Origin of the sequence: Chryseobacterium sp. W4I1 (assembly GCF_030816115.1) — a bacterium.
Classification (GTDB): Bacteria; Bacteroidota; Bacteroidia; order Flavobacteriales; family Weeksellaceae; genus Chryseobacterium.
Genome location: NZ_JAUSXQ010000001.1, coordinates 1031425 through 1053787 on the forward strand (window position 1 = coordinate 1031425; position 22363 = coordinate 1053787).

At 36.7% G+C, this 22363-nt stretch carries 17 protein-coding genes; 4 read left to right on the forward strand and 13 right to left on the reverse strand.

What is annotated here, in order from left to right:
- Nucleotides 1-83: 83 nt before the first annotated feature.
- Nucleotides 84-452 carry a hypothetical protein gene (locus QF044_RS04805; protein WP_307264295.1) on the reverse strand — a complete coding sequence of 123 codons (369 nt, stop codon included), beginning with the start codon at nucleotides 450-452 and terminating at the stop codon, nucleotides 84-86.
- 397 nt (nucleotides 453-849) lie between these two features.
- On the opposite strand from QF044_RS04805, the gene QF044_RS04810 reads away from it, so the two are divergent.
- From QF044_RS04810 to pelA, 4 genes are all read left to right on the forward strand, one after another.
- The gene (locus tag QF044_RS04810) at nucleotides 850-3855 is read left to right on the forward strand and encodes a LamG-like jellyroll fold domain-containing protein (protein WP_307264298.1); all 3006 of its coding nucleotides are present in this window, start codon (nucleotides 850-852) and stop codon (nucleotides 3853-3855) included.
- 181 nt (nucleotides 3856-4036) lie between these two features.
- Entirely contained in the window at nucleotides 4037-5218 is a 1182-nt protein-coding gene (locus QF044_RS04815) for a DUF4861 domain-containing protein (protein ID WP_307264301.1), read from the forward strand.
- 7 nt (nucleotides 5219-5225) lie between these two features.
- The gene (locus tag QF044_RS04820; protein WP_307264303.1) at nucleotides 5226-5636 is read left to right on the forward strand and encodes a pectate lyase; all 411 of its coding nucleotides are present in this window, start codon (nucleotides 5226-5228) and stop codon (nucleotides 5634-5636) included.
- Between the two features lie 7 nt (nucleotides 5637-5643).
- A complete protein-coding gene (pelA, locus tag QF044_RS04825; protein ID WP_307264306.1) occupies nucleotides 5644-6249 on the forward strand; it encodes a pectate lyase in 606 nt (201 codons plus the stop codon).
- A gap of 505 nt (nucleotides 6250-6754) precedes the next feature.
- On the opposite strand, the gene QF044_RS04830 is transcribed toward pelA, so the two are convergent.
- From QF044_RS04830 to QF044_RS04885, 12 genes are all read right to left on the reverse strand, one after another.
- Nucleotides 6755-7873 carry a polysaccharide lyase family 1 protein gene (locus QF044_RS04830; protein ID WP_307264310.1) on the reverse strand — a complete coding sequence of 373 codons (1119 nt, stop codon included), beginning with the start codon at nucleotides 7871-7873 and terminating at the stop codon, nucleotides 6755-6757.
- Nucleotides 7874-8124: 251 nt separating this feature from the next.
- Nucleotides 8125-10599, reverse strand: coding sequence for a glycoside hydrolase family 95 protein (locus tag QF044_RS04835; RefSeq protein WP_307264313.1), 2475 nt, complete (start codon nucleotides 10597-10599; stop codon nucleotides 8125-8127).
- Between the two features lie 29 nt (nucleotides 10600-10628).
- Entirely contained in the window at nucleotides 10629-11531 is a 903-nt protein-coding gene (locus QF044_RS04840) for an alpha/beta hydrolase (RefSeq protein ID WP_307264317.1), read from the reverse strand.
- A gap of 98 nt (nucleotides 11532-11629) precedes the next feature.
- Nucleotides 11630-11971, reverse strand: a complete 342-nt coding sequence (locus tag QF044_RS04845; RefSeq protein WP_307264319.1) for a cupin domain-containing protein — start codon at nucleotides 11969-11971, stop codon at nucleotides 11630-11632.
- 138 nt (nucleotides 11972-12109) lie between these two features.
- Complete coding sequence (locus QF044_RS04850; RefSeq protein ID WP_307264321.1) at nucleotides 12110-12844, reverse strand: rhamnogalacturonan acetylesterase; 735 nt, start codon at nucleotides 12842-12844, stop codon at nucleotides 12110-12112.
- 262 nt (nucleotides 12845-13106) lie between these two features.
- Nucleotides 13107-14075, reverse strand: a complete 969-nt coding sequence (locus tag QF044_RS04855; protein WP_307264325.1) for a pectinesterase family protein — start codon at nucleotides 14073-14075, stop codon at nucleotides 13107-13109.
- Between the two features lie 185 nt (nucleotides 14076-14260).
- Nucleotides 14261-15181: an alpha/beta hydrolase gene (locus QF044_RS04860; RefSeq protein ID WP_307264328.1), complete on the reverse strand. Its 921-nt coding sequence runs from the start codon at nucleotides 15179-15181 to the stop codon at nucleotides 14261-14263.
- A 15-nt stretch (nucleotides 15182-15196) separates the two neighbouring features.
- Nucleotides 15197-16864: a glycoside hydrolase family 28 protein gene (locus tag QF044_RS04865; RefSeq protein ID WP_307264331.1), complete on the reverse strand. Its 1668-nt coding sequence runs from the start codon at nucleotides 16862-16864 to the stop codon at nucleotides 15197-15199.
- 1 nt (nucleotide 16865) lies between these two features.
- Nucleotides 16866-17711, reverse strand: a complete 846-nt coding sequence (locus tag QF044_RS04870; protein WP_307264333.1) for a rhamnogalacturonan acetylesterase — start codon at nucleotides 17709-17711, stop codon at nucleotides 16866-16868.
- A gap of 125 nt (nucleotides 17712-17836) precedes the next feature.
- Nucleotides 17837-19480, reverse strand: a complete 1644-nt coding sequence (locus QF044_RS04875; RefSeq protein WP_307264336.1) for a glycoside hydrolase 43 family protein — start codon at nucleotides 19478-19480, stop codon at nucleotides 17837-17839.
- Between the two features lie 131 nt (nucleotides 19481-19611).
- Complete coding sequence (locus QF044_RS04880; RefSeq protein ID WP_307264339.1) at nucleotides 19612-20868, reverse strand: glycoside hydrolase family 105 protein; 1257 nt, start codon at nucleotides 20866-20868, stop codon at nucleotides 19612-19614.
- A gap of 59 nt (nucleotides 20869-20927) precedes the next feature.
- Nucleotides 20928-22340, reverse strand: coding sequence for a polysaccharide lyase family 1 protein (locus QF044_RS04885; RefSeq protein ID WP_307264341.1), 1413 nt, complete (start codon nucleotides 22338-22340; stop codon nucleotides 20928-20930).
- Nucleotides 22341-22363: the final 23 nt, after the last annotated feature.

A 22363-nucleotide genomic window follows, 5' to 3' on the forward strand; every position in this document is an offset into this window, starting at 1 on the left:
GCTGAGCTTTAATAATTACAGCTAAAAAAACTAAAAGTAGTGGAAGGATTTTTCTCATATTTTTATGTGATGTATTATTGTTTTTATTTATTTGAAATTGAAATAAAGGCTTGTGAAATAATTGCATCATCATCTAAACCATTCATTTTATCTGTAGTCATTCCTGTTGACAATAAAACTATTTTCGCTGGTTCTAATAAAATTTTTTTTCTTGAAGGACTAAATCCTTGGCTTCCTGAATTGCTTTTAATTTCTTCTTTAATAAGTGTTGGGTTATTTGCATTAGCTAATGCCTTTTTGAAGTCATCAACTGCTTGATTCTTAGAAATAATTGATTTGTTAATACTTTCTTCTGATTGGTCTTTCATCAGGTTATTTTCTTCAGAACCTTCTAATGAACAAGAAATCATTGATAGGGAAGATAAAAAAGTCAAAAAAAATACTTTTCTCATATTTTATAAATTAATTTGGTGATGTTCAAAAATAATAAAAATAATAATACACAATGTGTTGAATAATATTTTTTTTGATTTATTTTTTAATTATGTGTTTTATAAATATAATATGTTTGAACTTATTTCAAATAAAATATCATTAATGAATGAAATTACTATTTCTAAATAAAATTTGTATAAACTATTTTCCTTGATAATTTAGTGTATGTTTCTACAAATGGGAATCTCTGAATATTGCTTGAGGAAGACGTTATTTTTTAACGTCTCATTTTTTATTTGTGCTATGTATCACTATAGCTGATTTTGTAATTGCTTGATATATAGATCGGCAGGACGGGACAGGATACTAATTATTGGTTTTGTGAATAGATTAGTTAACACAAAATTAATATGTATGAAAAACAAATCTTTACTGTTTAAGCCAACTCTTAAATCTTTACTTTTTTGTGGATTAGCATTATCCACTATTGATTTCAGTGCTCAGACATTAGCATTTCCGGAAGCTACCGGGTTTGGAAGATATACTACGGGAGCAAGAGGTGCTGCAAACCCTCAGATTTATTTAGTGACAAATTTAAATGACAGTGGGCCCGGTTCATTTCGTGATGCCGTGAGCCAGCCGGGGCGGTTTGTCATTTTTAAAGTAGGAGGTATTGTTAATTTACAGTCGATTGTTGCTGTGGCTGCTAATACAACGATTGCCGGACAAACTGCTCCCGGAGAAGGAATCGTATTTTTGGGGCCCAGAGTATCATTTACAGGAGCCAATAATACGATTGCCCGATATCTTCGCATCCGTTATGGCGGAACATCTCAAAATCAGGATGCATCTGGAATAGCCAACGGAGCCAATATTATTTTAGACCACATGACTTTCACCTGGGGGACAGATGAAGTATTTTCCGTTAACTGGGATAATAATGGTACGAGTCCTGACAATATAACGATTCAGAATTCTATTATAGGACAGGGAATGCACCGCCACAATCATTCTGCAGGAGGATTAATGCAGCCGCCGCCAGGAGGTAAGATCAGTTTAATCGGAAATTTATATATCTGTAATAAAACCCGTAACAATAAAATAAAAGGGATAAACGAGTTTGTCAATAATGTAGTTTACAATTGGGGTAATTATGGAAATACCTACAATCACACCCAATCCGGGGAGGCATACATCATGGGAGGAGATTCGGCAGGAAGTTCTTTTGCCAATATCATCAACAATTATTTCATTGGAGGACCCAATACAAGCACTACAGTTACAACACCTTTCAGTGTAGGTAATGCCAACTTCAATTTATACGGTTCGGGGAATTATTTTGACAATAATAAAAACGGAGTACTAGATGGCACTGCGGTCCCTCAAAACTTAACGGGATACCCTGTAGGAGATCCGGCAGCAATAATGGCTGGTCCCTACGATTATCCGATGAAAACCCCGGCATTAACCGCTCAGGAAGCATACAATAAAATTGTTACCAGTGTGGGGGCATCCTATCCAAGACGGGATCAGGTAGATGGTTTAATGATTTCAGATTTACTGTCAAAAGGGACAACGGCTACTTATGTTTATGTACAAACAGATCTAACGACTCAATTTGGCTTTACTAATGGCGGTGCAGGACACGTTTATGGTGCACCGGCGCTTATGGATACGGATAATGATGGAATGCCGGATGCATGGGAAACAGCCAATGGACTGAATCCTAACGTTTTTGATGCTTTGGCAGTAAGTACAACCCATGCTCCGTATCTGAATATTGAAGTTTATATTAACAGTTTACCCAATACAACTCCTCCGGACTTTATTATTCCGCCAACAAATGTGAATTTTACCAATGCAGTGACAACAACAGGAACTTCACCTTCAAGCTCCTTAACCGTGAATTGGAATGATAATGCTGCGAACGAAACTAATTACGTGGTAGAACGCTCTACCGATGGTACTAATTTTACTGTCATTGCAACATTGGCCGCTAATGTAACAAATTATAATGAAGTCGGTTTAACGCCCAATACCCAGTATTATTATAGAATTAAAGCAACGAATGCCTTAGAATCTTCGGTTTACACCTCAAATACCTCAGTAACCACGCCACCAGTCCCGTCAGCTCCCACAAAAGCAAGCAATCCGGTTCCGGCAACCGGTAATAATAATGTTGATCTGAACGGTGGAAATCTGCTTTTAAAATGGAATGGCAGCTCAAATACAACAACGTATACCGTTTATTTTGGAACAAATCCTTTAAATTTAAGCAATATTGCTACCGTACCTTATTCTGCTACACCGTCGTATCAGCTTACTAATTTAAATACAGCAACCAATTATTATTGGAGAATTGATGCTTCTAATACCCTTGGTGTTACTACAGGAGATGTATGGAGTTTCCGGGCATTGACGCCGGAGCTTGTCGGAAACTGGCCATTTGCTGAAGCTCCTTCCGCAGGGCCACAAATTACAGATGTAACATCTTTTGCCAATCATGGAATATTAGATACAGCTTATGATAATGCCAATGTAAGAGTACCCGGAAAAGAAAATAACGCCCTTGATCTGGCAACTTCATCGAATACGATGTACATCGCCAGTATTCCTCACCAGAACCATATTTTATTTGATAATCATTCTTTTACCGTTTCTTTCTGGATAAAAGCGCCAACCAGCATGATTCCATCGTCTTCGGCTACAAGCCTTTATGTGTTGTGTAAAGGTTCTTTCACTAAAAATACAACAACAGGAGCCACCGGCAAACGTTTCAATGTAGAAATCAAAGGAGGTCAGTTGCGATATGCTATTGATGATGATGTTACGAAAAAGGAAATCACATCACCTGTTGCGAATTATTTTACCGATAACTGGGTACATGTTGTGATTCAGAGAGATATTACTGCGCATAAAATGAGAATTTATACCAATGGTGTTTTAAGTACTGAAGGAGACGAAACTGCGGTTACAGGTATTGGTGAAGCAAGTGATCTTATTATTGGGAATATTGGGGAGCTTGAATTTTTATCAACGGCCAATGCTCCGGCTTCTTACAAAGGCGCTTTCGACGAACTTAAGATGTACAATTATGCTTTATCCCCGGCAGAAGTATATGCTTTGTACAATCAGGCAGTATTGAGCAATGATGAATTCAGTATCAGCAAAAATACAGGAACAGTATATCCAAATCCTGCAAAAGACCAGATTTCCATTAAGCTTCCTGAGTATAAAAAATCGAGTTTAACAGCAACAATTATTGACCTGACAGGAAAAATCGTTGTTAAAGAGAAGATTAATACCGATGGAAGCGGAATATTTAAATTAAATATGGGCGACAAAAAAGTCTCAGGCAATTATATCCTCAATGTTTCAGGAGAAAATCTGAATAGTAATTTTAAAATTATTATTAAATAAAATCATCAAAGCTTAATTTTGTTCATATTTAAAAAGAAGTCCTTTCAAACCATTTGGAAGGACTTCTTCTTTTAACATTATTTTGAATTTTTCTAACCTTTAGATTTAAAATTATTATTTTTTTTTACGTTCATAAGAAAGTTATCATTATTTTTGAGTTTTTACAATTCAAATGAATAATATGCTTAGGACAAAATTTTTAATTTCCGGCTTCATTTGTGCAATCGTTTGCATTGATTCTTCTCTGAAGGCACAAAATTCTATTCAGATAAAAAATACGTTGAGTTTTTCAAGGAATGAAGTTGTTTCAATACCCGTTTCTCAATTAGCTTCTTTTTTAAAAACGAGCAGCGAATCTGACCTCAGAATAAAAGACGGCAGTAATAAGATACTGCCAATTCAATGGATCGATTATAATGGAGACGGAAAAAACGATGAACTGCTTTTTCAGGCCAATATTGAAGCGGAAAAAACAAATTCCTATACCATTATTGCAGACGCAAAAATTCCAATTCCTGAAAGTAAAATTTCAACGTATTCAAGATTGGTTCCCGAAAGAGTAGATGATTATGCCTGGGAAAATGATAGAATAGCATTTCGTGTCTATGGCCCGAAAGGTCAGAAAGAAGCCTTGGAAGGGATAAAAGGAAGCACACTTTCCAGCGGAGTTGATATCTGGCTCAAAAGAACCGACCAACCCGTGATCAACAAATGGTATAAAGGATACCTGACCGACCCTTTGTACTACCACAAAGACACAAGAGGTGAAGGCTACGATCCTTACCACGTTGGCGATAGTCGCGGAACGGGTGGAATTGGGATTTGGGTGGATGAAAAACTTCAGGTGTCACAAAATTTTGTTAGCTCCAAAACCATTGCTGAAGGCCCGTTGAGAACGGTTTTTGAATTAACGTACAATTCCTGGAGTGAATTTGGAGTGAAAGAAACAAAACGGATTTCTTTAGATCTTGGTTCCAATTTTTCAAAATTTGAGTCGAATTTTCAGACTGAAAAGCCAGTTCCAAACTACACAATCGGGATAACTCTTCATAAAAACGAAGGAGAAACAAAACTGAACGACAAAAACGGATATTATCTCCACTGGGAAAAAATTGACGACGCTTTTGTAGGGGAAGGTATTGTTATAGATCCTAAAATTGTTGAAAAATCTATCGCTTTTACATCTGAAATTCCAGACCAGAGTAATCTATTGGTTGTGACAAAACCTCAAAATAAGCTCACTTATTATGCCGGATTTGCATGGCAGAAAAGCGGACAGATTCAAACACAAAAAGACTGGGAAACTGTATTGCAAAAACAATCTCAGATTATTGCCAACCCATTAATTATTAAGGTTAAATAAAAATTTAATGATAAAATTAAAACTTTCTATAGCCGCTTTTTCTTTAATAAGTTTGAGTTTTTCTGCTCAGGTTAAAGATACATTGGCGGAAAAAATACTTGTTTATCAGCTTCCAAACGGAGGTTGGGGAAAACAGCTTAATGATAAATCTGTGGTGAACTATAATTCACCTTTAGATAAAAATCTTTTAAAAAAGATCAAAGAAACGGGTGATGATCACGCAACAATCGATAATAATGCGACATCAAGAGAAATTAACGCATTAATAAAAGCCTACAAATCCACAAAAAATACAGAATATTTAAAGTCTGCCGAAAAGGGAATTCAATATCTTCTTTTGATGCAGTATAAAAATGGTGGCTTTCCTCAGTATTACCCCCAATTCGGCGATTTACAGAAAGCAAATCACTTACAATGATAATGCAATGATCAACGCTTTAACGGTTTTATATAACGTGGCGGAAGGAAAAAATGATTTCGATGTGGTTGATTCAAAATTAAAGGAAAAATCGAAAACAGCTGTTCAAAAAGGAATAGAATGTATCTTAAAAACTCAGGTTTTACAAAAAGGAATGCCAACAATATGGGCAGATCAATACAATGAAATTACCCTTCAACCCGACAAAGCCAGAGCTTTTGAGCCTATTTCTCTGGCCACTGCAGAATCCGTGGTAATTGTAAGATTTTTGATGCAGCAACCTGTTACTCCCGAAATTGAAAAGTCGATAAAATCTGCCGTCAACTGGTTTAAACAGAATAAAATTGAAGGCTACAGTTACAATGTTTCAAAAGTAAATGGAAAAGCAGTCCGCACATTGGCTGAAGACAAAAATTCAGTGATCTGGGCAAGATTTTATGATATAAATACAAACAAACCTCTTTTCGGCGACCGCGACGGAAGTGTAAAATATGATTATAACGAAGTTTCTGAGGAAAGAAGAAACGGCTACAGCTGGTTTGGTGATTTTGCGGATAAACTGATCAATAAAGAGTTTCCAAAGTGGGTGCAGAAGAATAATGTGATGCCTTAGTTTGAAGGTTAGAGTGTTTGAGTATGGGAGAGTTTTAGGGTTTTAGAGTGAGAGTGTTTGAGAGTAGAGAGTTGTAGTGTTTTTGGTGTCATTGCGAGGAGCGAAACGACGAGGCAATCTCTTTGTAGAACCTATCGTCTTTCGAAGTAAAGACATTTTATAAGTAACATAAAAAAGAGCTTAACCATAAAGTTTTCATCCTGGAAGGATCTCAACACTTGAAATAACATATATAAAAATAACATAATGAGATTGCTTCGTCGTTCCACTCCTCGCAATGACAGAGCGCACCAGGTGGCTGAGGTTCTCGAAGTAACCATTCCTAATACTCTGGCCCCGATTGAGTGAAAATCCTTTTTTGAAAAAAAGATTGCAATACTTCGACTCAACTCAGCATAAACTTCAAGCGGGAAAAAGCTCCTAAAATAAAAGAAAAATATGACTGTCAATAGAAAATGACTGAGTACTACGCTCAGTCATTTTCGTTTCTCATTCTAATTTTTATTTATAAAGTATTGCAAATATTGCCTCCTAAAGTTGCGCCTGCATTCGCTGTAACATCGGATTTTACGGAAGATAAAGACAACGTTGGAATTGTATAAGGCGGAGTAAAAGCTGTTCCGCTTCCTGCCCTATTTCCGGTAACATTCGTGAACGTGTTGTTTGAGGTAACGGTTACAGCCGTATATCCGGTCATTAAATTGATGGGCTCTTTTACATTTTCAAACACGTTTCCGTCTACACGGATATTTGCCTGAACGCCTGCAGCAATACATTTATTGCTCACAGAACTATTGAAATAGCTGTTAACGATATGGATTTTTCCAAATCTCACTCTCGGCATACGCTCCCTGCAGCCCGGTGCCCACCAGCAACGGACGAATGTTACGTTCAGTTTTCCGGCATCTGTTGTTGAAGTGTCACTTGAACCAATAAGGTTGGAGAATCTGTGATCAGCAGTTCCACCTGAACCACCGGCTTTTGGAGGTTTTAAATAATGAAATTTCGTGTAGGAAACCGTAATGAAATCTGATTTGTTTTTAATATCAAAATTTCCGTCAACGCCGTCTCTAAACTCACAGTGATCAATCCATACATTTCGGCAATCATCTACAATAGCGTTATCCCAGCCGTCTGTATCATAAGCTCCGGGACCTTCGAAAATCAGGTTTCGGATGACGATATTGTTACATCTTTTAATATTGATAATTCCCGAACCGTCTTTTGTCTGATCCGTTGAAACCAATTTGGCACCGCTCGTTCCGTAAATTGTTTTCCCGGTTTGATCCTGAAATGATAAACGGGCAGTAATCGTAATTGTTCCGGTTACTTTGATGACTTTTACGGCAGTGTTTTCGATAGCGGATTTTAATTGAGCGTAAGTCGTAACCGTAGTTTCAGCTGCGGTTCCGCCACCGGTTGTTCCGCCGTTTTGAGAAGCCCATCCCGGAGCGAGACAATCAGCCAAAGGCACCACTGCATTCGTCATAAGGGTGCTTTTCAGGGCAAGATCGTTTGGGTTTTCCGTTAGATCTGTTTTGAGGTCTTCCTGTCCGCAGCCCGTCAGGGTAAAAGCCGAGCATAGAGCCGCCGTTAGAAAGGCAATCTTACATGTTGTTTTCATAGTAATTTTTTGGTATTTGATTAGAAATTAAAATTACATATTCGGTATTTAAATGTTTTATATATTGTAGTATTAATATTTATATAATTATAATGCTGTTTATTTAATTTGTTAAATCGGTTGCATTTTATTATTAATATAAATTTATTCAAATTGTTTTTACAAATAAAATTCCCGTAAATCTCAATCTACACAGATTATTTACTGTGAATTTGAGATTTACGGGAGATTTATTTTATTATTATTGAATGCTATCTTACTTCAAAAATATAGGCTTTACCTTTCTCAGTATTAAAGTCAAAAACCTGAGTTTCAGGAACGGGAAAGCCTTTTAATTCAGCTTGATCAGAAACCAAAGGAGTTTTAATAGTATTAATCTGATAATATTCATTCGGGTTTTCTCCTGTTGAATCTTTTAACTGAATCTTAGATTTCAGATTAATATTTTTAGCAATTCTAATTCTCGCATTTCCACCTAAAGTTGATTTAATAATTAATTTCGTCAGCTTAGAATTTTTCCATTCGATATCAATTTCAAAACCACCTCTTGCTTTTAAACCTTTAACAGAACCATTTGGTAAAGCATCAGGAAGCGCCGGTAAAATATAAAGATAACCGTCATAACTTTGGAGCAACATTTCTGCAATTCCCGAAGTACAGCCAAAATTTCCATCAATCTGAAACGGCGGATGCGCATCCAGAAGATTCGGATAAGTTCCTCCCGACTGATCTTTTGAGTCCATAGAAACAGGAGATAATTGGTCTGAAATGAGTTTAAAAGCTCGATTTCCATCCAATAATCTTGCCCACCAGTTCACTTTCCAGCCCATCGACCAACCTGTAGATTTATCGCCACGATAAATCATTGAATTTTTGGCAGCTTCTGTTAAATCTGGATTTCTGAAAGGCGAAATCTGCCCCGAAGGAAATAGTCCGTACAAATGTGAAATATGCCTGTGTTTATCATCGGTTCGGTCCATATCTTTCAGCCATTCCTGCAACTGGGCATGTTGCCCGATCTGCATGGGCGGGAGTTTATGTAAGGCGGCTTTTACTTCATCCGATAGATTCTTATCTTCATTAAGAACTTTTGAAGCATTTATAAAATTATTAAAAACATCAAACACCAACTGATTATCCATCGTTGTTCCCGCAGTAATTCCGACACTTTTCATATAGGTATTTTCCGGCGACATGGAAGGCGAAACGACCAGATATTTTTTGGAAGGATCCTGTTGCAAAACATCCAGATAAAACAAAGCCGAACCTTTTAAAGCAGGATAATATTTTTTTAAGAATTCTTTGTCTCCGGTGTATAAATAGTGATTCCAAAGATGTTGGGTGAGCCAAGCTCCACCCATTGGCCACATTCCATAGAAACCACCGTCCACAATTCCTGTGATCCTCCATAAATCGGTGTTATGGTGCATATTCCAGCCTCTGGCGTGATACATTTCTTTGGCAGATTCCTGTCCGGTCACCGACAAATCCTGAATCATATCAAACAACGGTTCGTGCATTTCACTTAAATTAGTGTTTTCAGCAGGCCAGTAATTCATTTCTGTATTGATATTGACTGTGTATTTGCTGTCCCAGGAGGGATTTAACTGATAATTCCAGATTCCCTGTAAATTGGCGGGCTGAGTTTCCGGTTGTGAAGATGAAATTAAAAGATAACGGCCAAACTGGAAATATAAAGCCACCAAATCAGGGTCTTTTGCATGGGCAAATTCTTTAATTCTTACATCGGTTGTTTTTTTCGCTTGTTCAGAAGTTCCTAAATTTAAGCTTACCCTATTAAAATATTTTTGATATTTTTGAATATGAGCTTTTAATTCAGCATCATATTTTTTGCTTAAAGCTGATTTTAAGTATTCCGAAACTCTCTGATCCGGATTTCCTGAAATATCATTGTATTTTTTGAAATTAGTTGCAATTGAAACATAAATGACCACTTCATCTGCTCCGGAAATATGTAATTGATTTTCAGTTGACGTCAATTTCCCGCCTTTTAAAACAGGAACAGCAATTGTTTTGAAATTAATCCTGCCGATTTTATTATCAGCCGAACTGCTTGTCCCTGTGATCACCAATTGATTTTTCTCTGTAAAAATTGATTTTTTCAAATGTGGAGTAGAAGCGTTAAGAGAAAAATTCAAACTTCCTTTTTTGTTTGAAGATAATTTAATCATGATCACATTATCCACAAAAGAAGAAAAAATCTCTCGCTTGAAAATCACTCCGTTTACTTCATAAGAAACAGTGCTTATTGCTTTTTCAATGTCTAAAGTCCGGATATAATTTTTAAAATTTTCATGACCTTTAAAATCCAAAAATAAATCGCCCATCGTCTGATAAGGCATTCCGTAATTCAGATCTTTTGGCGCAGTTCTCGGATAGGTTTTGTTGGATAGATTTTGTGCTTTTTCAAATTGACCCTCATTTAACAGTTTCCTTATTTTTTGAATACTGTCAAACGTATTTTTCGGAACATTATTTCCAGGTTCTCCTGCCCAGATTGTTTCTTCGTTAAGCTGAAGATGTTCCTGTGAAACACCGCCAAAAACCATTGCTCCCAATTTTCCGTTTCCGATGGGAAGTGCTTCGTTCCAGTTTTCTGCAGGTTTGCTATAGGTTAACTTTAAATTCTGCTGTGCCTGAACAGAAATAGAAATAAAAGTTCCAAAAGCAAGCAAAGATATTTTATGTTGAATGATTTTTAGCATGATTTAAGATTAAAATTACTCATTACCAATTACTTATTACCCATATTTTTCAGCCAGTCTGAACATAATTTTTTCCAGTTGTCCGTCAGTTCAGTTTTATTCATTATTCCGATTTTATGTTCACCTTCAGGAAAAATGAACAACGCACCCTTCACTTTATTTCTTATCATTGCCTGATAATACAGGATGCTGTTCGTTACAGGAACTGTTTTATCATTTTGTGCATGAATCAACATGGTAGGCGGCGTTTTTTCTGTCACACGATTTTGCATAGAATATTCACTGATTTTTTCCGGAGAAGCATTTTCACCAAGCAAGCTGTTTCGGCTTCCTACGTGTGCAAATTCACCCAAATCGATTACCGGAGAAACCAAAACCGCAAAATTCGGAATGGTGGGAATGTTCTCCCAATCACCTTTTAATTCTGTATAATCTGTAGAAATATTGCTTGCCATTGCAGCCAAATGTCCACCTGCAGAAGTTCCTATCACACCAACCTGATCTGGCGAAATACCATAGTGTTCGGCATTTTTTCTAAGATATTTTATAGCTGCCTGAATATCCTGCAACGGTGCGAGTTCTCTTTGCTTGACATCGGGAGAAATGGGTAATCTGTAATTTAAAACAAAAGCAGAAATTCCCAATGTGTTAAACCATTTTGCAATTTGGAAGCCATTCAAATCGTAGGTAAGTTTGTAATATCCGCCGCCGGGAATGATGATGACAGCCATCTGTTTTCTATCTTCTTTGGGAGGTAATAACGCGAAAAGTTCGGTTTCTTTTATCTGTACAATTCTGCCGTCTTTTTCTTCAGTTTTTAATTGTAATCCTTTGGAATTCGGCATCTGACCTTTTGGCCAAACCATAATTTTTTCCTGTGCAGGTATTTGATTAAAAAGTATAATTAATAGGATGAAAACAGATTTTTTCATTGCTTGTTAATTTTTTTAATTGCTGTAACGTATATTTGCTAAACCTAGCAGGTTTCAAAAACCTGTTATGTTTGAATAGCAAGCTTTAATAGTAAAAATTAATCTTTAAGAAAATCCTCTCTAAACGGTGTAAAAGCATCAATCAATTGCCCTGCTTCCAGACATTTTACCCCATGGAAAATATTGGGCTGCGCAAAAAAACCGTCACCTTTCTGTAAAATTTTCATTTCTCCATCAACACTTACTTCAAATTGCCCTGAAGCAACATAAGTGATTTGTGAATGAAAATGCTGATGTAAAGCTCCGATGGCATCTTTTTCAAATTTCACGATCACCATCATCACTTGAGAATTGTACCCAACAAACTGTCTGGAAACTCCGCCTCCTAAATCTTCCCACTCGGAATTACCGTCGAAGAATGGTTCTTTTTTAAATTTCATATTTTCTGTTCTTTTATTTCATTTAATGAATGGAATTCTTTCTTTATCAGAGAAAAAAAAGTGTTTTTTTCTCCCGCAGATTTCATAGATTATGCAGATCTTAAATCTGTGAAAATCCGTGTAATCTGTGGGGAATTATTATTTGATATACTTTTCCAAGCTAATTTTCAAGCTCTTCAAATCTTTCAAAGCCAGTTTTGCAACAGTTTCTGCGCCCAATTTTGATAAATGGGTATCATCATCTTTTCCTTTCGGATAATACGGGTTTTCACCCTCTGCGAAATGAAGATGCAGTTTTTTTGAATTTTCAGGGCCGTAAGAAATTTCCATTTGTTCTGTTAGCAATTGCATATCCACAAACGGAACTTTCATATCATTTGCAACCATTCTCACCACTAATGGATATTCTTTATGAGTATCAACTAAAACGCCTTTTTCATTGAAATTTCTTCTCACAATAGAAGTCATCAGAATCGGAGTTGCTCCTTTTGCTCTGGTTTCATTGACGTATCTTTCTAAATTAGCTCTGTATTGAGTATAAGGATTGGTGAATTTTGTAGAATCCTTGATTTTCTGATCATTATGGCCGAATTGAATAACCACAAAATCTCCCTTTTTAAGCTGTTTCTCCACTTTATCCCATCTCCCTTCTGTTCTGAAACTTTTTGAGCTTCTTCCGTTCATCGCATGATTCTGAACTTCAATTCCTGTTGTTAAAAATTGTGGTAAAACCTGTCCCCAACCGTGTTCAGGATTTTTACCGGGATTGTCCTTATTGGCCATGGTAGAATCACCGATTAAGAACAATGTTGGTTTTTGTGCGAATACTATTATTGATAAAAATAAAAATAGTAATGTTAATTTTTTGTTCATTGTAAATTTGATTTTTGTTAATTCTTTTGTCTTAAAACAAAAGAATCAAAAGTTCAAGACTTGGAAACTTCCGCTAAAAATGAGTTCTGTTCTCTAAAAATTCTAAAACTCGCGCGGATTGAATATTTCTGTTTTATTTCAATAGTTATCCCGCGCTTCAGACAGTAGAATTTTTTTAACGTTCACAGAGCTAATTTTCTTAACGCTCCATTTTCCTATGTCGGTTTTATTATGGTTATAATTACTTATCACCGATTACTTATTACTTGTTTGGATTCCAGTCATCAAAAATCTTTTCCAAAGTATAATTTTTTAAATCTTTTTTCGTCAATTGATGCGACCAGCTTACACGTTTTGAAGTACTTCCGCCTTCACCTTTGCTTTCGAATTCTGCGTAATAAGCGGTTTTTTCTTTATCAGGAAACATTTTATCGCCTTTCCATGGATTCCAACCTTCCGGAAGAATATGTTTTCCCATTTCTGTATTGATGAAAACTGTCTTTGCATAAGGTCTCCAAGGTCTTCCCAAATAGACCTTTGTGATGCCTTCTTTGGCGGTTAATGTACAGTCCAAAAAGACGAAACCGTACTGTCTGTCGGCTTCCGTTGCGGCTGCGGTGATGTAAGAATCGGCTAAACTTTTAATGGTACAATTCTTAAAAACAACCGTTGCCTGACCGAAAATAAAATCTGTCGTACCTTCAATATAGCAGTTTTCAAAAAACTGTCTGCTGTGATTGGTTGCAGAATAAATCGTGTCCTGACAACCCAGAATATTCGAATTTTTAATCACAAAACGGTCACCCTCCACATGAAGAGAAACTGCCTGTCCTTCGTTGCACGAGCTATTTTGAATTGTTATATTGCTAATTTTTATCTCATCACCCATTACCAGTAAAGTGTAAGAATTGAATGTTGTCATTTTTTCATTAAACGGATCCGGTTTTCCTGAAAAATCATTGTTGGTGATGATGGTATTGTCTTTATTTTCACCTTCTAACGTGATTTTATGTTTTGAAGATGGGATTGTAATTTTTTCGTTATAAGTTCCGGATTTAATAAAAACCAAAGCTTCCGCAGGTCCCAAATCTCGTATAGAATTGATGGCTTTTTGAATTGATGTGAAATCTCCGCTTTCGTCTTTGGCAACGGTAATTCTAACGTACGGATCATTTCCTGCTAAGAGAAAATTAGCAATCGAAATAAATATAATTAAGAATAATTTTTTCATAAACTGATTTATTATTTTTTAACGCAAAGTTTTGTTTTTCTTTATTTTTAGTGAGCTAAGATGAAATCAATTTATTGATTTTGATTAAGCGGTCGTTTTAGCCATAAGCTTCATCAGCGATTTATCGCTTTCTTTGCTCCTTAAAGTTTAACATTTTTAATTATAAATCTTTGCGTTTAAAAGCACTATTTATTTTTTTTCAAAACTTTATTTAAAAAATCAACAGTATAATTCAATGTTTCTGTAAACCAAGGTTCTGCGCTCCAAAATGAATGCGGAGAATCTTTAATTTCATGAAATTCAGTCGGAATATTATAATTCTTTAATTTCTTCATCATATCGTCCCGACCCGCATGAAAACGAGGTTGCGAACTGTTAATGAAAAGGGTAGGAGGTGTATTTTTATCTACATATTCCAAAGGGGAAGCTTCTTTCCAGTTTTTTAAATTGACATTTCTGTCGCCGCCCAACCAGTAGGAAGCATAAGTACTTTCTTCAGCTTCGGGATGAATAAACGAAACAATTCCGTCAATATTGATGATTGCCTTTATTTTATTCTTTGATTTTACGCCAACCAAAGTGGCGATCTGAGCACCCGCAGATTCTCCTAAAACCATCATTTTATTTTGATCTAAAGAATATTTTTTTCTGTTTTTCTTTAACCAATTAATAGCTTCCTCAATATCTTCAACTCCGGCAGGATATTTTGCAACATCAGCCAACCGATACCCGACTGCGATAGCGACATAACCTTTTGAAGCCAATTCCATGGCCATGAATTTTTCATTTTCCTTGCTTCCGGAAATCCAGCCACCGCCATGAACCATTGCAATTCCGGGATACTTTTTGGATTTATCAAGAGGATAATAGAGGTCTGCTTTCAAAGATATTCCGTTGATGTTTGCATATTCTACATCTTTATCAATTCCGATATTTTGCGGAACCGGTCGGTCTATCGGGGTGATAAAGGGATGTTTTTTCTTCAATTTCTCGAAAGTCGCTTCGTTGGTGTAAGGAGTTGCATTCGGCCGTTGAATCTGGCCGAATGCTAATGTTCCTCCCATTAAAAAAATAGAAATATAAGTATGTTTTTTGTTAAAAATCATTCGCTTGTGGAATTTTTATTTAACTGAATTTTTAGCTACTTCTGTTGCAAGAGAAATTGCATCTTTATCATCTGTAACTTCCTTCGGTAACAAAATTGATCCCGATTTATTTCCTAAAACCTTAACAAACGGCTTATTTTGAGATTCAAATTTCACCGTTGAAAGATTGATGTTTTTGCTGTTGTAAACCGTTGCTCCGGTTCCTTCAGCATATTTTAATGTAACATTTTTTAATTGAATTCCGTCTGCATCTACGATTGTTAGAGCCTTTTTCGTGTCAAACTGAGAATCTTCAATCACAATATTTTTAAGGTTCATTTCTGCTAAACCGAATAATGTGATGGCTTCATAAGAATTAACTGCATTGATGTTTTTAAAGAAAATATTTCTAAAAATCGGAGTTTCCTCTGTTATGGGATAAACCTTTTCCGGTGCTTTGTTGCCTTCTCTTTTTTGTCCGTCTTCCAAAACCGGGGAAGCGCCTTCATAAAACATATTAAAGCCAATTACCTGAGTAGGAATATTAATCATATCAATGTTTTTGATGTAAATATTTTCCACGATTCCACCTCTTCCACGGGTAGTTTTGAAACGTAAACCAATGTCTGTTCCGATAAAAGTACAGTCGGAAACGTGAATATTTCTCGCTCCACCAGACATTTCACTTCCTACGACAAAACCTCCGTGACCATGATAGACAACATTGTTTTTAATGATCACATTTTCTGTCGGCATATTTCTCTTTCTTCCATCTTCATTTTTTCCTGATTTAATGCAGATCGCGTCGTCACCAACGTCGAACGTGTTATCGTAGATTAAAACATTTTTGCAGGATTCCAGATCTACACCGTCACCGTTTTGAGAGAACCAAGGATTTCTAACCGTAAGATTTCTTAAAATTACATTTGAGCACATCAACGGATGAAGGTTCCAGGCGGGAGAATTCTGGAAAGTCGGACCGTCTAACAAAACTTTGTCACAACCCACCAAACTTACCATTACGGGACGAAGAAAATCTTTAACCGATTTTAGCTCTTCCTTAGAAATTTTATCAGGAACGTTGAAACTTGAGCTGCTTTCAAATCCTTTTTTATAACTTTCGGAAGGGTACCAGGTTTTACCGTCAGAAGATAAAATTCCGCCGGATTTTACAATCTCTTTCCATTCAGATTCTGATACTTTTCCTTTTTTGATGGCTCTCCACGCATCACCGCTTCCGTCGATCACCCCTTTCCCTGTGATGGCGATATTGGTTGCGTTTCTTGCGGAAATAGGGGATTGACAACGGATTGTATTTAATCCTTCAAAACTCACATCAACCAAAGGATAATCGTTTTTGTCTTTGCTAAATATGATCAATGCACCTTCCTCTACATGAAGATTGATGTTGCTTTTCAACTCGATTGGTCCTGTTAACCACATTCCGCGGGGAACAACCAATTTTCCGCCTCCTTTTTTAGAAAGATCGTCGATTGCTTTTTTGAAAGCTTCTGTATTTTTTACATTTCCGCCTGCAACTCCGCCAAATTGTGTAATGGAAACCGTATTTGCAGGAAAAGAAGTTTCTGCGACCTGCGGCATTTTAAACTCAATATTTTTATAAATATCCAGATTTTGAGCGTGTATGTGTCCTGAAAACATCATAACTGCGACTAAACCAATAACTTTAAGAGACTTCTTCATTTTATTTTTGTTGAGTTTTAATTAATTTTTTAAATTCCTGATAAACAATTGAGGCCACGACTTTCGCTCCTTCCGGCTGGAAATGAGTGTTATCTTTTTGACCTTTCGGATAGGCTTCATACACATTTTCAGGAAGATTCATGAAATAGTGATTGGTAGTAAAATCCTGTCCTTTGTTCGTAAAATAGTCCATGGACAATTTGTTTAAATCGATGTACGGAACATTCATTTCTTTAGCAATATCAATTGGAGCTTGCGCATATTCTCCGTGTACATTTTCGAGTTTTCCATCTTTCCATGGATAATTTCTGGCAACAGGTGTCAAAATAATTGGATTTCCACCTTTTTGTCTTGTCTGCGTTACAAATAATCTTAAAAATTCTTTATATCCTTCAATATTTACATAACGTTCTGTGTGTTTTTCAGAGCCGTCATTATGACCAAACTGCATGAAAACATAATCGTTAGGCTGCAAATGTTCATATACATACCTCCATCTTCCTTCCTGGAAAAAAGTTCGGGTACTTCTTCCGCCATGCGCTCTGTCGATAACCGCAACAGAATCTGTTGTAATTGCAGGTTTTAAAGAAGCCAAACTGTCTTTTACAAAAAACGGCTGAAAAACCTGTCCCCATCCTGTAATTGGATACCGGACTTTCATATAATCTTTTTCGGGTTCATAATTTCCCGTATAATCCGCCATCGTAGAGTCGCCGATAAGATAAATATGCGTGGCTTTTTTATTACGTTTTGTAGTTCCCCTTTGAGCATTGTTTTGTGATTGACATGCAATCAACAGCAAAACAATGAATAAAAATGAAACGATATGGTATATTTTTTTTGTCATTGATTTATTTTTTTCTCCCACAGATTACACAGATTTTCACAGATGTTTATATAATATTTTTATTTATAAGTTTTAAAAACTATGCACAATCATCTGTGAAAATCTGTGAAATCTGTGGGAAACAATTAATTTTTAGTAATTCTAAACCAATCAAAATCCGCATATCCTCCGCGAGAAGCTTTGGTTGTGCTTACGCTGTATAAACCGACTTTAGCTCCGATCCATTTCCCGGGTTTTGCCTGAAATACATCACCCACTTTTGTGAAATTTTTCCCGTTTTCACTGTAGCTAAACTGGCATAAACCATTCGGTTCGTTCACATTTACTTTTAAATAAGCTTCGTTGCCTTTTAATTTTGTTTCAAATAAAACCTTTTCTTCACCGCCTTTATCCGCTTTTTCGGCTCTTCTTAACTGTAAATAAAATCCGTCCGGCTTGTTGGTAATTACGATGGATTCATGATCTAATCCCATCACCAAAAGTCCGGCTGTTTTTCCTTCTTTGGCATCTTCAGGAATTAATTTAACCTTTGTGGAAGCTATAAAATTCGGAGCAGGGAATTTTTGAGTTAATAAATTCGGGACATTCCATAGATTTTTCTCGCCTTCAGGAACTTTCATCGAGAATAATCTTAAAAATTTTTGTCCGGGAAGTTTGGATGACCAGACAATATTTTCATTCGCACTCCATTGCCATTGGACTCCTAATTTTTCACCGTCAAATTCATCCGTTTCAGGTGGATTTACGATAGGGTAGGATTGTCCGACGTTTGGTTTTTTATAGCTTAAAACCGGTTCACCGATTCCGTTTTTATTATTGTCAATTCCGATAATTGGCCAGTCTTTTTCCCACTTCATCGGTTGTAAATGAACGATTCTTCCGCCTGCATCAATATCCTGAAAATGATAAAACCAATCTTCACCGGAAGGTGTATCAACCCAAGCTCCCTGGTGAGGTCCGTTGATTTTCGTCGAACCTTGCTCGAGTACAACTTTTTCTTCGTAAGGACCATAAATATTCTTTGATCTCAACACCAATTGCCATCCTGTAGCGACTCCGCCTGCAGGTGCAAAAATGTAGTAATAGCCATTTCTTTTATACATTTTAGGACCTTCAACGGTTGGATGTGCATCATGACCGTCGAAAACATGAACTCCTTTATCCAGAACTTTTGTTCCTTCCTGATTCATTTTATTTACTGAAAGCAAACTTTTCACGCCTGCGCGACTTCCTGCCCAACCATGAACTAAATAAGCGTTTCCGTCATCATCCCAGAACGGACAGGAATCGATCAATCCTTTTCCCTCCATCACCAAAACAGGCTTTTCCCAGGTTCCCAACGGATCTTTGGTTTTCACCATATAAATTCCGAAATCGGGATCGCTCCAATAAATGTAAAATTCACCTTTATGAAATCTGATACTCGGTGCCCAAACGCCGTCGCCTCTTTTGGGAGTTGAAAAATGTTCGTGTGGAAGAACATCCGGAAGTGCATAATTCACTAATTTCCAATTAACCATATCTTTTGAATGGAGTATAGGCAATCCCGGAGCTTCATTGAAACTTGAAGCGGTCATATAATAATCTTCACCGACACGAATGGCATCCGGATCGGAATAATCTGCGTATAAAACAGGATTTTTGTAATTTTTTCCCTGATCGGCTGTCCAGACTTCAGAAACATAATTTTTTTCCTGTGCATTCAAATAATTTGATGCAACCGAAAAGGCTGTAAGTGAAAGTATATTTATAATATTTTTTGTCTTCATTAAATCAGATTCATTTATTTTGTTTAGTAGATTTTTAACGCAAAGGGCGCAAAGACTTTTTTAACTGATTCTGCAAATTTTTTGTCCGCAAGGGCATTTCACTCAGCAAAGGGTGAATGTCTTAGCTTTAATTATTTCTCAAATTCTAAACTCGCTAAGATGAAAGGTCCTGTTCCTTTGGCATCGTTGGAACGAATTTCTTCATTCACATAATATTCATACGAACCGTCTCTGTAAGGTTTTCCGCCCAGACCTGCCACTGCACAGCATTTATTTAAATTTACTACGCCATTTTCATCGACGGTAATTAAATTTTTAATGATCCCGTCATAACCTTTTTTGGCAGCCGCTTTATAAGATTTTGGTAAATATCCGTTGTTGACAGACTTTATCATCGTGTAAACAAACATTGCTGAAGCAGTTGCTTCTTCATAATTACCATTTGCTAATGGCTTGTCCAATACTTGATACCAAAGTCCGCTTTTCTTGTCCTGAACCTTGATGATGGCATCGGCGTAAGATTTTAGGTAAGAAATTAATCTTGCTCTACCCGGATGATTTTGCGGTAAATAATCCAGCACATCCACCATCGCCATTCCGTACCAACCCATCGCTCTTCCCCAGAAATTTGGGGATTGTCCCGTTTCTTTATTTGCCCAGGCCTGCTCTTTGCTTTCGTCCCAGGCGTGGTATAGTAATCCTGTTTTTTTATCTAGAAGATGCTTTTGAATTAAGTCAAATTGATTGATAATATCATCGTAAGCCTTGTCTGCATCGGCACCTTTTGAAAAATCTTTGGTGTAATGGGTGTAAAAAGGCTGTCCCATGTACAATCCATCCAGCCACATTTGGTTAGGATAGATTTTCTTATGCCAGAAACCGCCTTCAGAAGTTCTCGGTTGCCCGTCGATTTGCGAACGAAGCGTTTGTAAAGCCTTTAAGTATTTTTCTTTTTTCTCTTTTTCATACAGATAAAGAAGTACATTTCCGCTGTTTAGAAGGTCGATGTTGTATTTGTCCAATTCATAGGTAAGAATGGTGCCATCTTCCCGTACCAATTTCTCTCCAAAGCTGCTTACGTAGTCGTAATATTCTTTTTTGCCTGTTTTTGCGTATAGTTTTTCTGCTCCATCCAGTACAATTGCTGATGGGTAAGTCCATTTCGGGCTCTTGCTGAAATCGAGCATCCATGATTCCGGGAAACGGTGCATTTCGGAAAGTAACATTCTTTCAGACCATTTCAGATTGATTGGAACAATTTTTCCGGATTTTAAAGTTTCTGTTGCAGGTTTTGATGCTACAGATTTTGTTTGGGCACATGCTAAGAACATTCCTGAACCTAAAATTGCAACAGCATATGCTTTTATGTTTTTGTTAATGAAATTCATGATTTTAAACTTTAAAGTTGATTATTTTTTACCGAATTTAACAAGAGTTTTCATGGTTATTAGAATTGTTTTTCGGTTATTTTTTTAACAATATCATTAAAATACACTTCAATATTATCGTAGTTTTTATCTAAATCTCTTCCGTTGGCATTGGCCACTTTTGGGTTTAATTGATGCTTAATTTCCCATTCATCAGGCATTCCGTCGTTGTCTGAGTCGGGTAGTGCCTTTCCTTCGTCCAATTTTGGAAATCCGCCGACATCATTTTGTGAATCGATGATGCCGTTGGTGCTTCCTTTTGAACCTTTGTAGGTAAAACTTCCGTTTTTGACATCTTTCAACACATGGAGATCAACAGCATCTCTCACTAAACTTGCTCCGCCGATCTGTAAAATTTTCTCATACGCTTCTTTTGCAGAATGGGTGATGACATTGCTCTGAATATCATGTGGCTGATTGATTTTTATGGAGTTTTTATCCTTATCTGTCAAATTATAAGCTTTCATCTGACCGAAAACACCTTCCGTCCAGTTGTCCTTCGTGATTTCCGGGTTTCCTTCTATAACATTTCCGTTGATGTAATATTTCCCCCAAATGTTATACACTTCAGCTTCCGGGTTTCCGTTTTTATCGATGGCAACAATTCTCTGTTTTGTGGTGGTTGCGGGGCCGGGTTTATAGTAATTATTGACGATATTCACGTTCATTCCTTCACCGCCGTACACATTATTGTTTCCCCAATTATAAATCACATTATTCCTGAAATCGGTAAGATCAGTTAATGCAAATTTACTTCCTGCATATTCCCCTAATCTGGGATTTCTGCTGTCATGGTGAGCATACATATTATGATGAAAAGACGCAAATTTTCCGCCTGCAATTCCGCCGTAACCGTGAGGACCTTTCTTATGGAAAGAATTTCTCAAACTTTCTGCAATTACGCACCATTGAAGCGTTGTGTTTTCATTAACATAAATGGAAACTGTCTCGTCTGTAGACCAGCTCATCGAGCAATGATCAATAATTAAATTTTTTATAAACCTGGCACCCAAAGCATCACCTTCATGTTTTTTCTGATTACCCATTCTGAATCTCATGTAGCGAATAATCACGTTGTCTGCACCTACAAAAGTTTCGTAATTGGCAACGGTAATTCCGTCTCCTGGAGCGGTTTGTCCGGCAATGGTGACATTGCCTTCTTTTATTTTTAACGGTGATTCCAAGTAAATTGTTCCGCCGGTTTTAAAAACAATATATCTCGGTCCTTTTTGATCTAGAGCATATCTTAAAGTGCCTTCTGAGCCGTCATCCGTCAATTTATCAACAACATAAACCTTTCCTCCACGACCGCCGGTTGTATATCTTCCGAAACCTTCTGCACCGGGAAAACTTAGGACATTTTGAGCTTCAACAAAAGCCAGACTTCCGCATACAATCCCTATCGTCATTATTTTTGTGAAGTGTTTTATCATGATTTAAAATTCTTTTTGATGTT

Bases quoted from the DNA above. Each gene is read 5' to 3' on its own strand.
- QF044_RS04810 (WP_307264298.1), top strand. From the start codon at position 850: ATGAAAAACAAATCTTTACTGTTTAAGCCAACTCTTAAATCTTTACTT.
- QF044_RS04820 (WP_307264303.1), top strand. From the start codon at position 5,226: ATGATAAAATTAAAACTTTCTATAGCCGCTTTTTCTTTAATAAGTTTG.
- QF044_RS04870 (WP_307264333.1), bottom strand. From the start codon at position 17,711: ATGACAAAAAAAATATACCATATCGTTTCATTTTTATTCATTGTTTTG.
- QF044_RS04830 (WP_307264310.1), bottom strand. From the start codon at position 7,873: ATGAAAACAACATGTAAGATTGCCTTTCTAACGGCGGCTCTATGCTCG.
- QF044_RS04880 (WP_307264339.1), bottom strand. From the start codon at position 20,868: ATGAATTTCATTAACAAAAACATAAAAGCATATGCTGTTGCAATTTTA.
- QF044_RS04865 (WP_307264331.1), bottom strand. From the start codon at position 16,864: ATGAAGAAGTCTCTTAAAGTTATTGGTTTAGTCGCAGTTATGATGTTT.
- QF044_RS04835 (WP_307264313.1), bottom strand. From the start codon at position 10,599: ATGCTAAAAATCATTCAACATAAAATATCTTTGCTTGCTTTTGGAACT.
- QF044_RS04850 (WP_307264321.1), bottom strand. From the start codon at position 12,844: ATGAACAAAAAATTAACATTACTATTTTTATTTTTATCAATAATAGTA.
- QF044_RS04840 (WP_307264317.1), bottom strand. From the start codon at position 11,531: ATGAAAAAATCTGTTTTCATCCTATTAATTATACTTTTTAATCAAATA.
- QF044_RS04885 (WP_307264341.1), bottom strand. From the start codon at position 22,340: ATGATAAAACACTTCACAAAAATAATGACGATAGGGATTGTATGCGGA.
- QF044_RS04875 (WP_307264336.1), bottom strand. From the start codon at position 19,480: ATGAAGACAAAAAATATTATAAATATACTTTCACTTACAGCCTTTTCG.
- pelA (WP_307264306.1), top strand. From the start codon at position 5,644: ATGATCAACGCTTTAACGGTTTTATATAACGTGGCGGAAGGAAAAAAT.
- QF044_RS04860 (WP_307264328.1), bottom strand. From the start codon at position 15,181: ATGATTTTTAACAAAAAACATACTTATATTTCTATTTTTTTAATGGGA.
- QF044_RS04805 (WP_307264295.1), bottom strand. From the start codon at position 452: ATGAGAAAAGTATTTTTTTTGACTTTTTTATCTTCCCTATCAATGATT.
- QF044_RS04855 (WP_307264325.1), bottom strand. From the start codon at position 14,075: ATGAAAAAATTATTCTTAATTATATTTATTTCGATTGCTAATTTTCTC.
- QF044_RS04815 (WP_307264301.1), top strand. From the start codon at position 4,037: ATGCTTAGGACAAAATTTTTAATTTCCGGCTTCATTTGTGCAATCGTT.
- QF044_RS04845 (WP_307264319.1), bottom strand. From the start codon at position 11,971: ATGAAATTTAAAAAAGAACCATTCTTCGACGGTAATTCCGAGTGGGAA.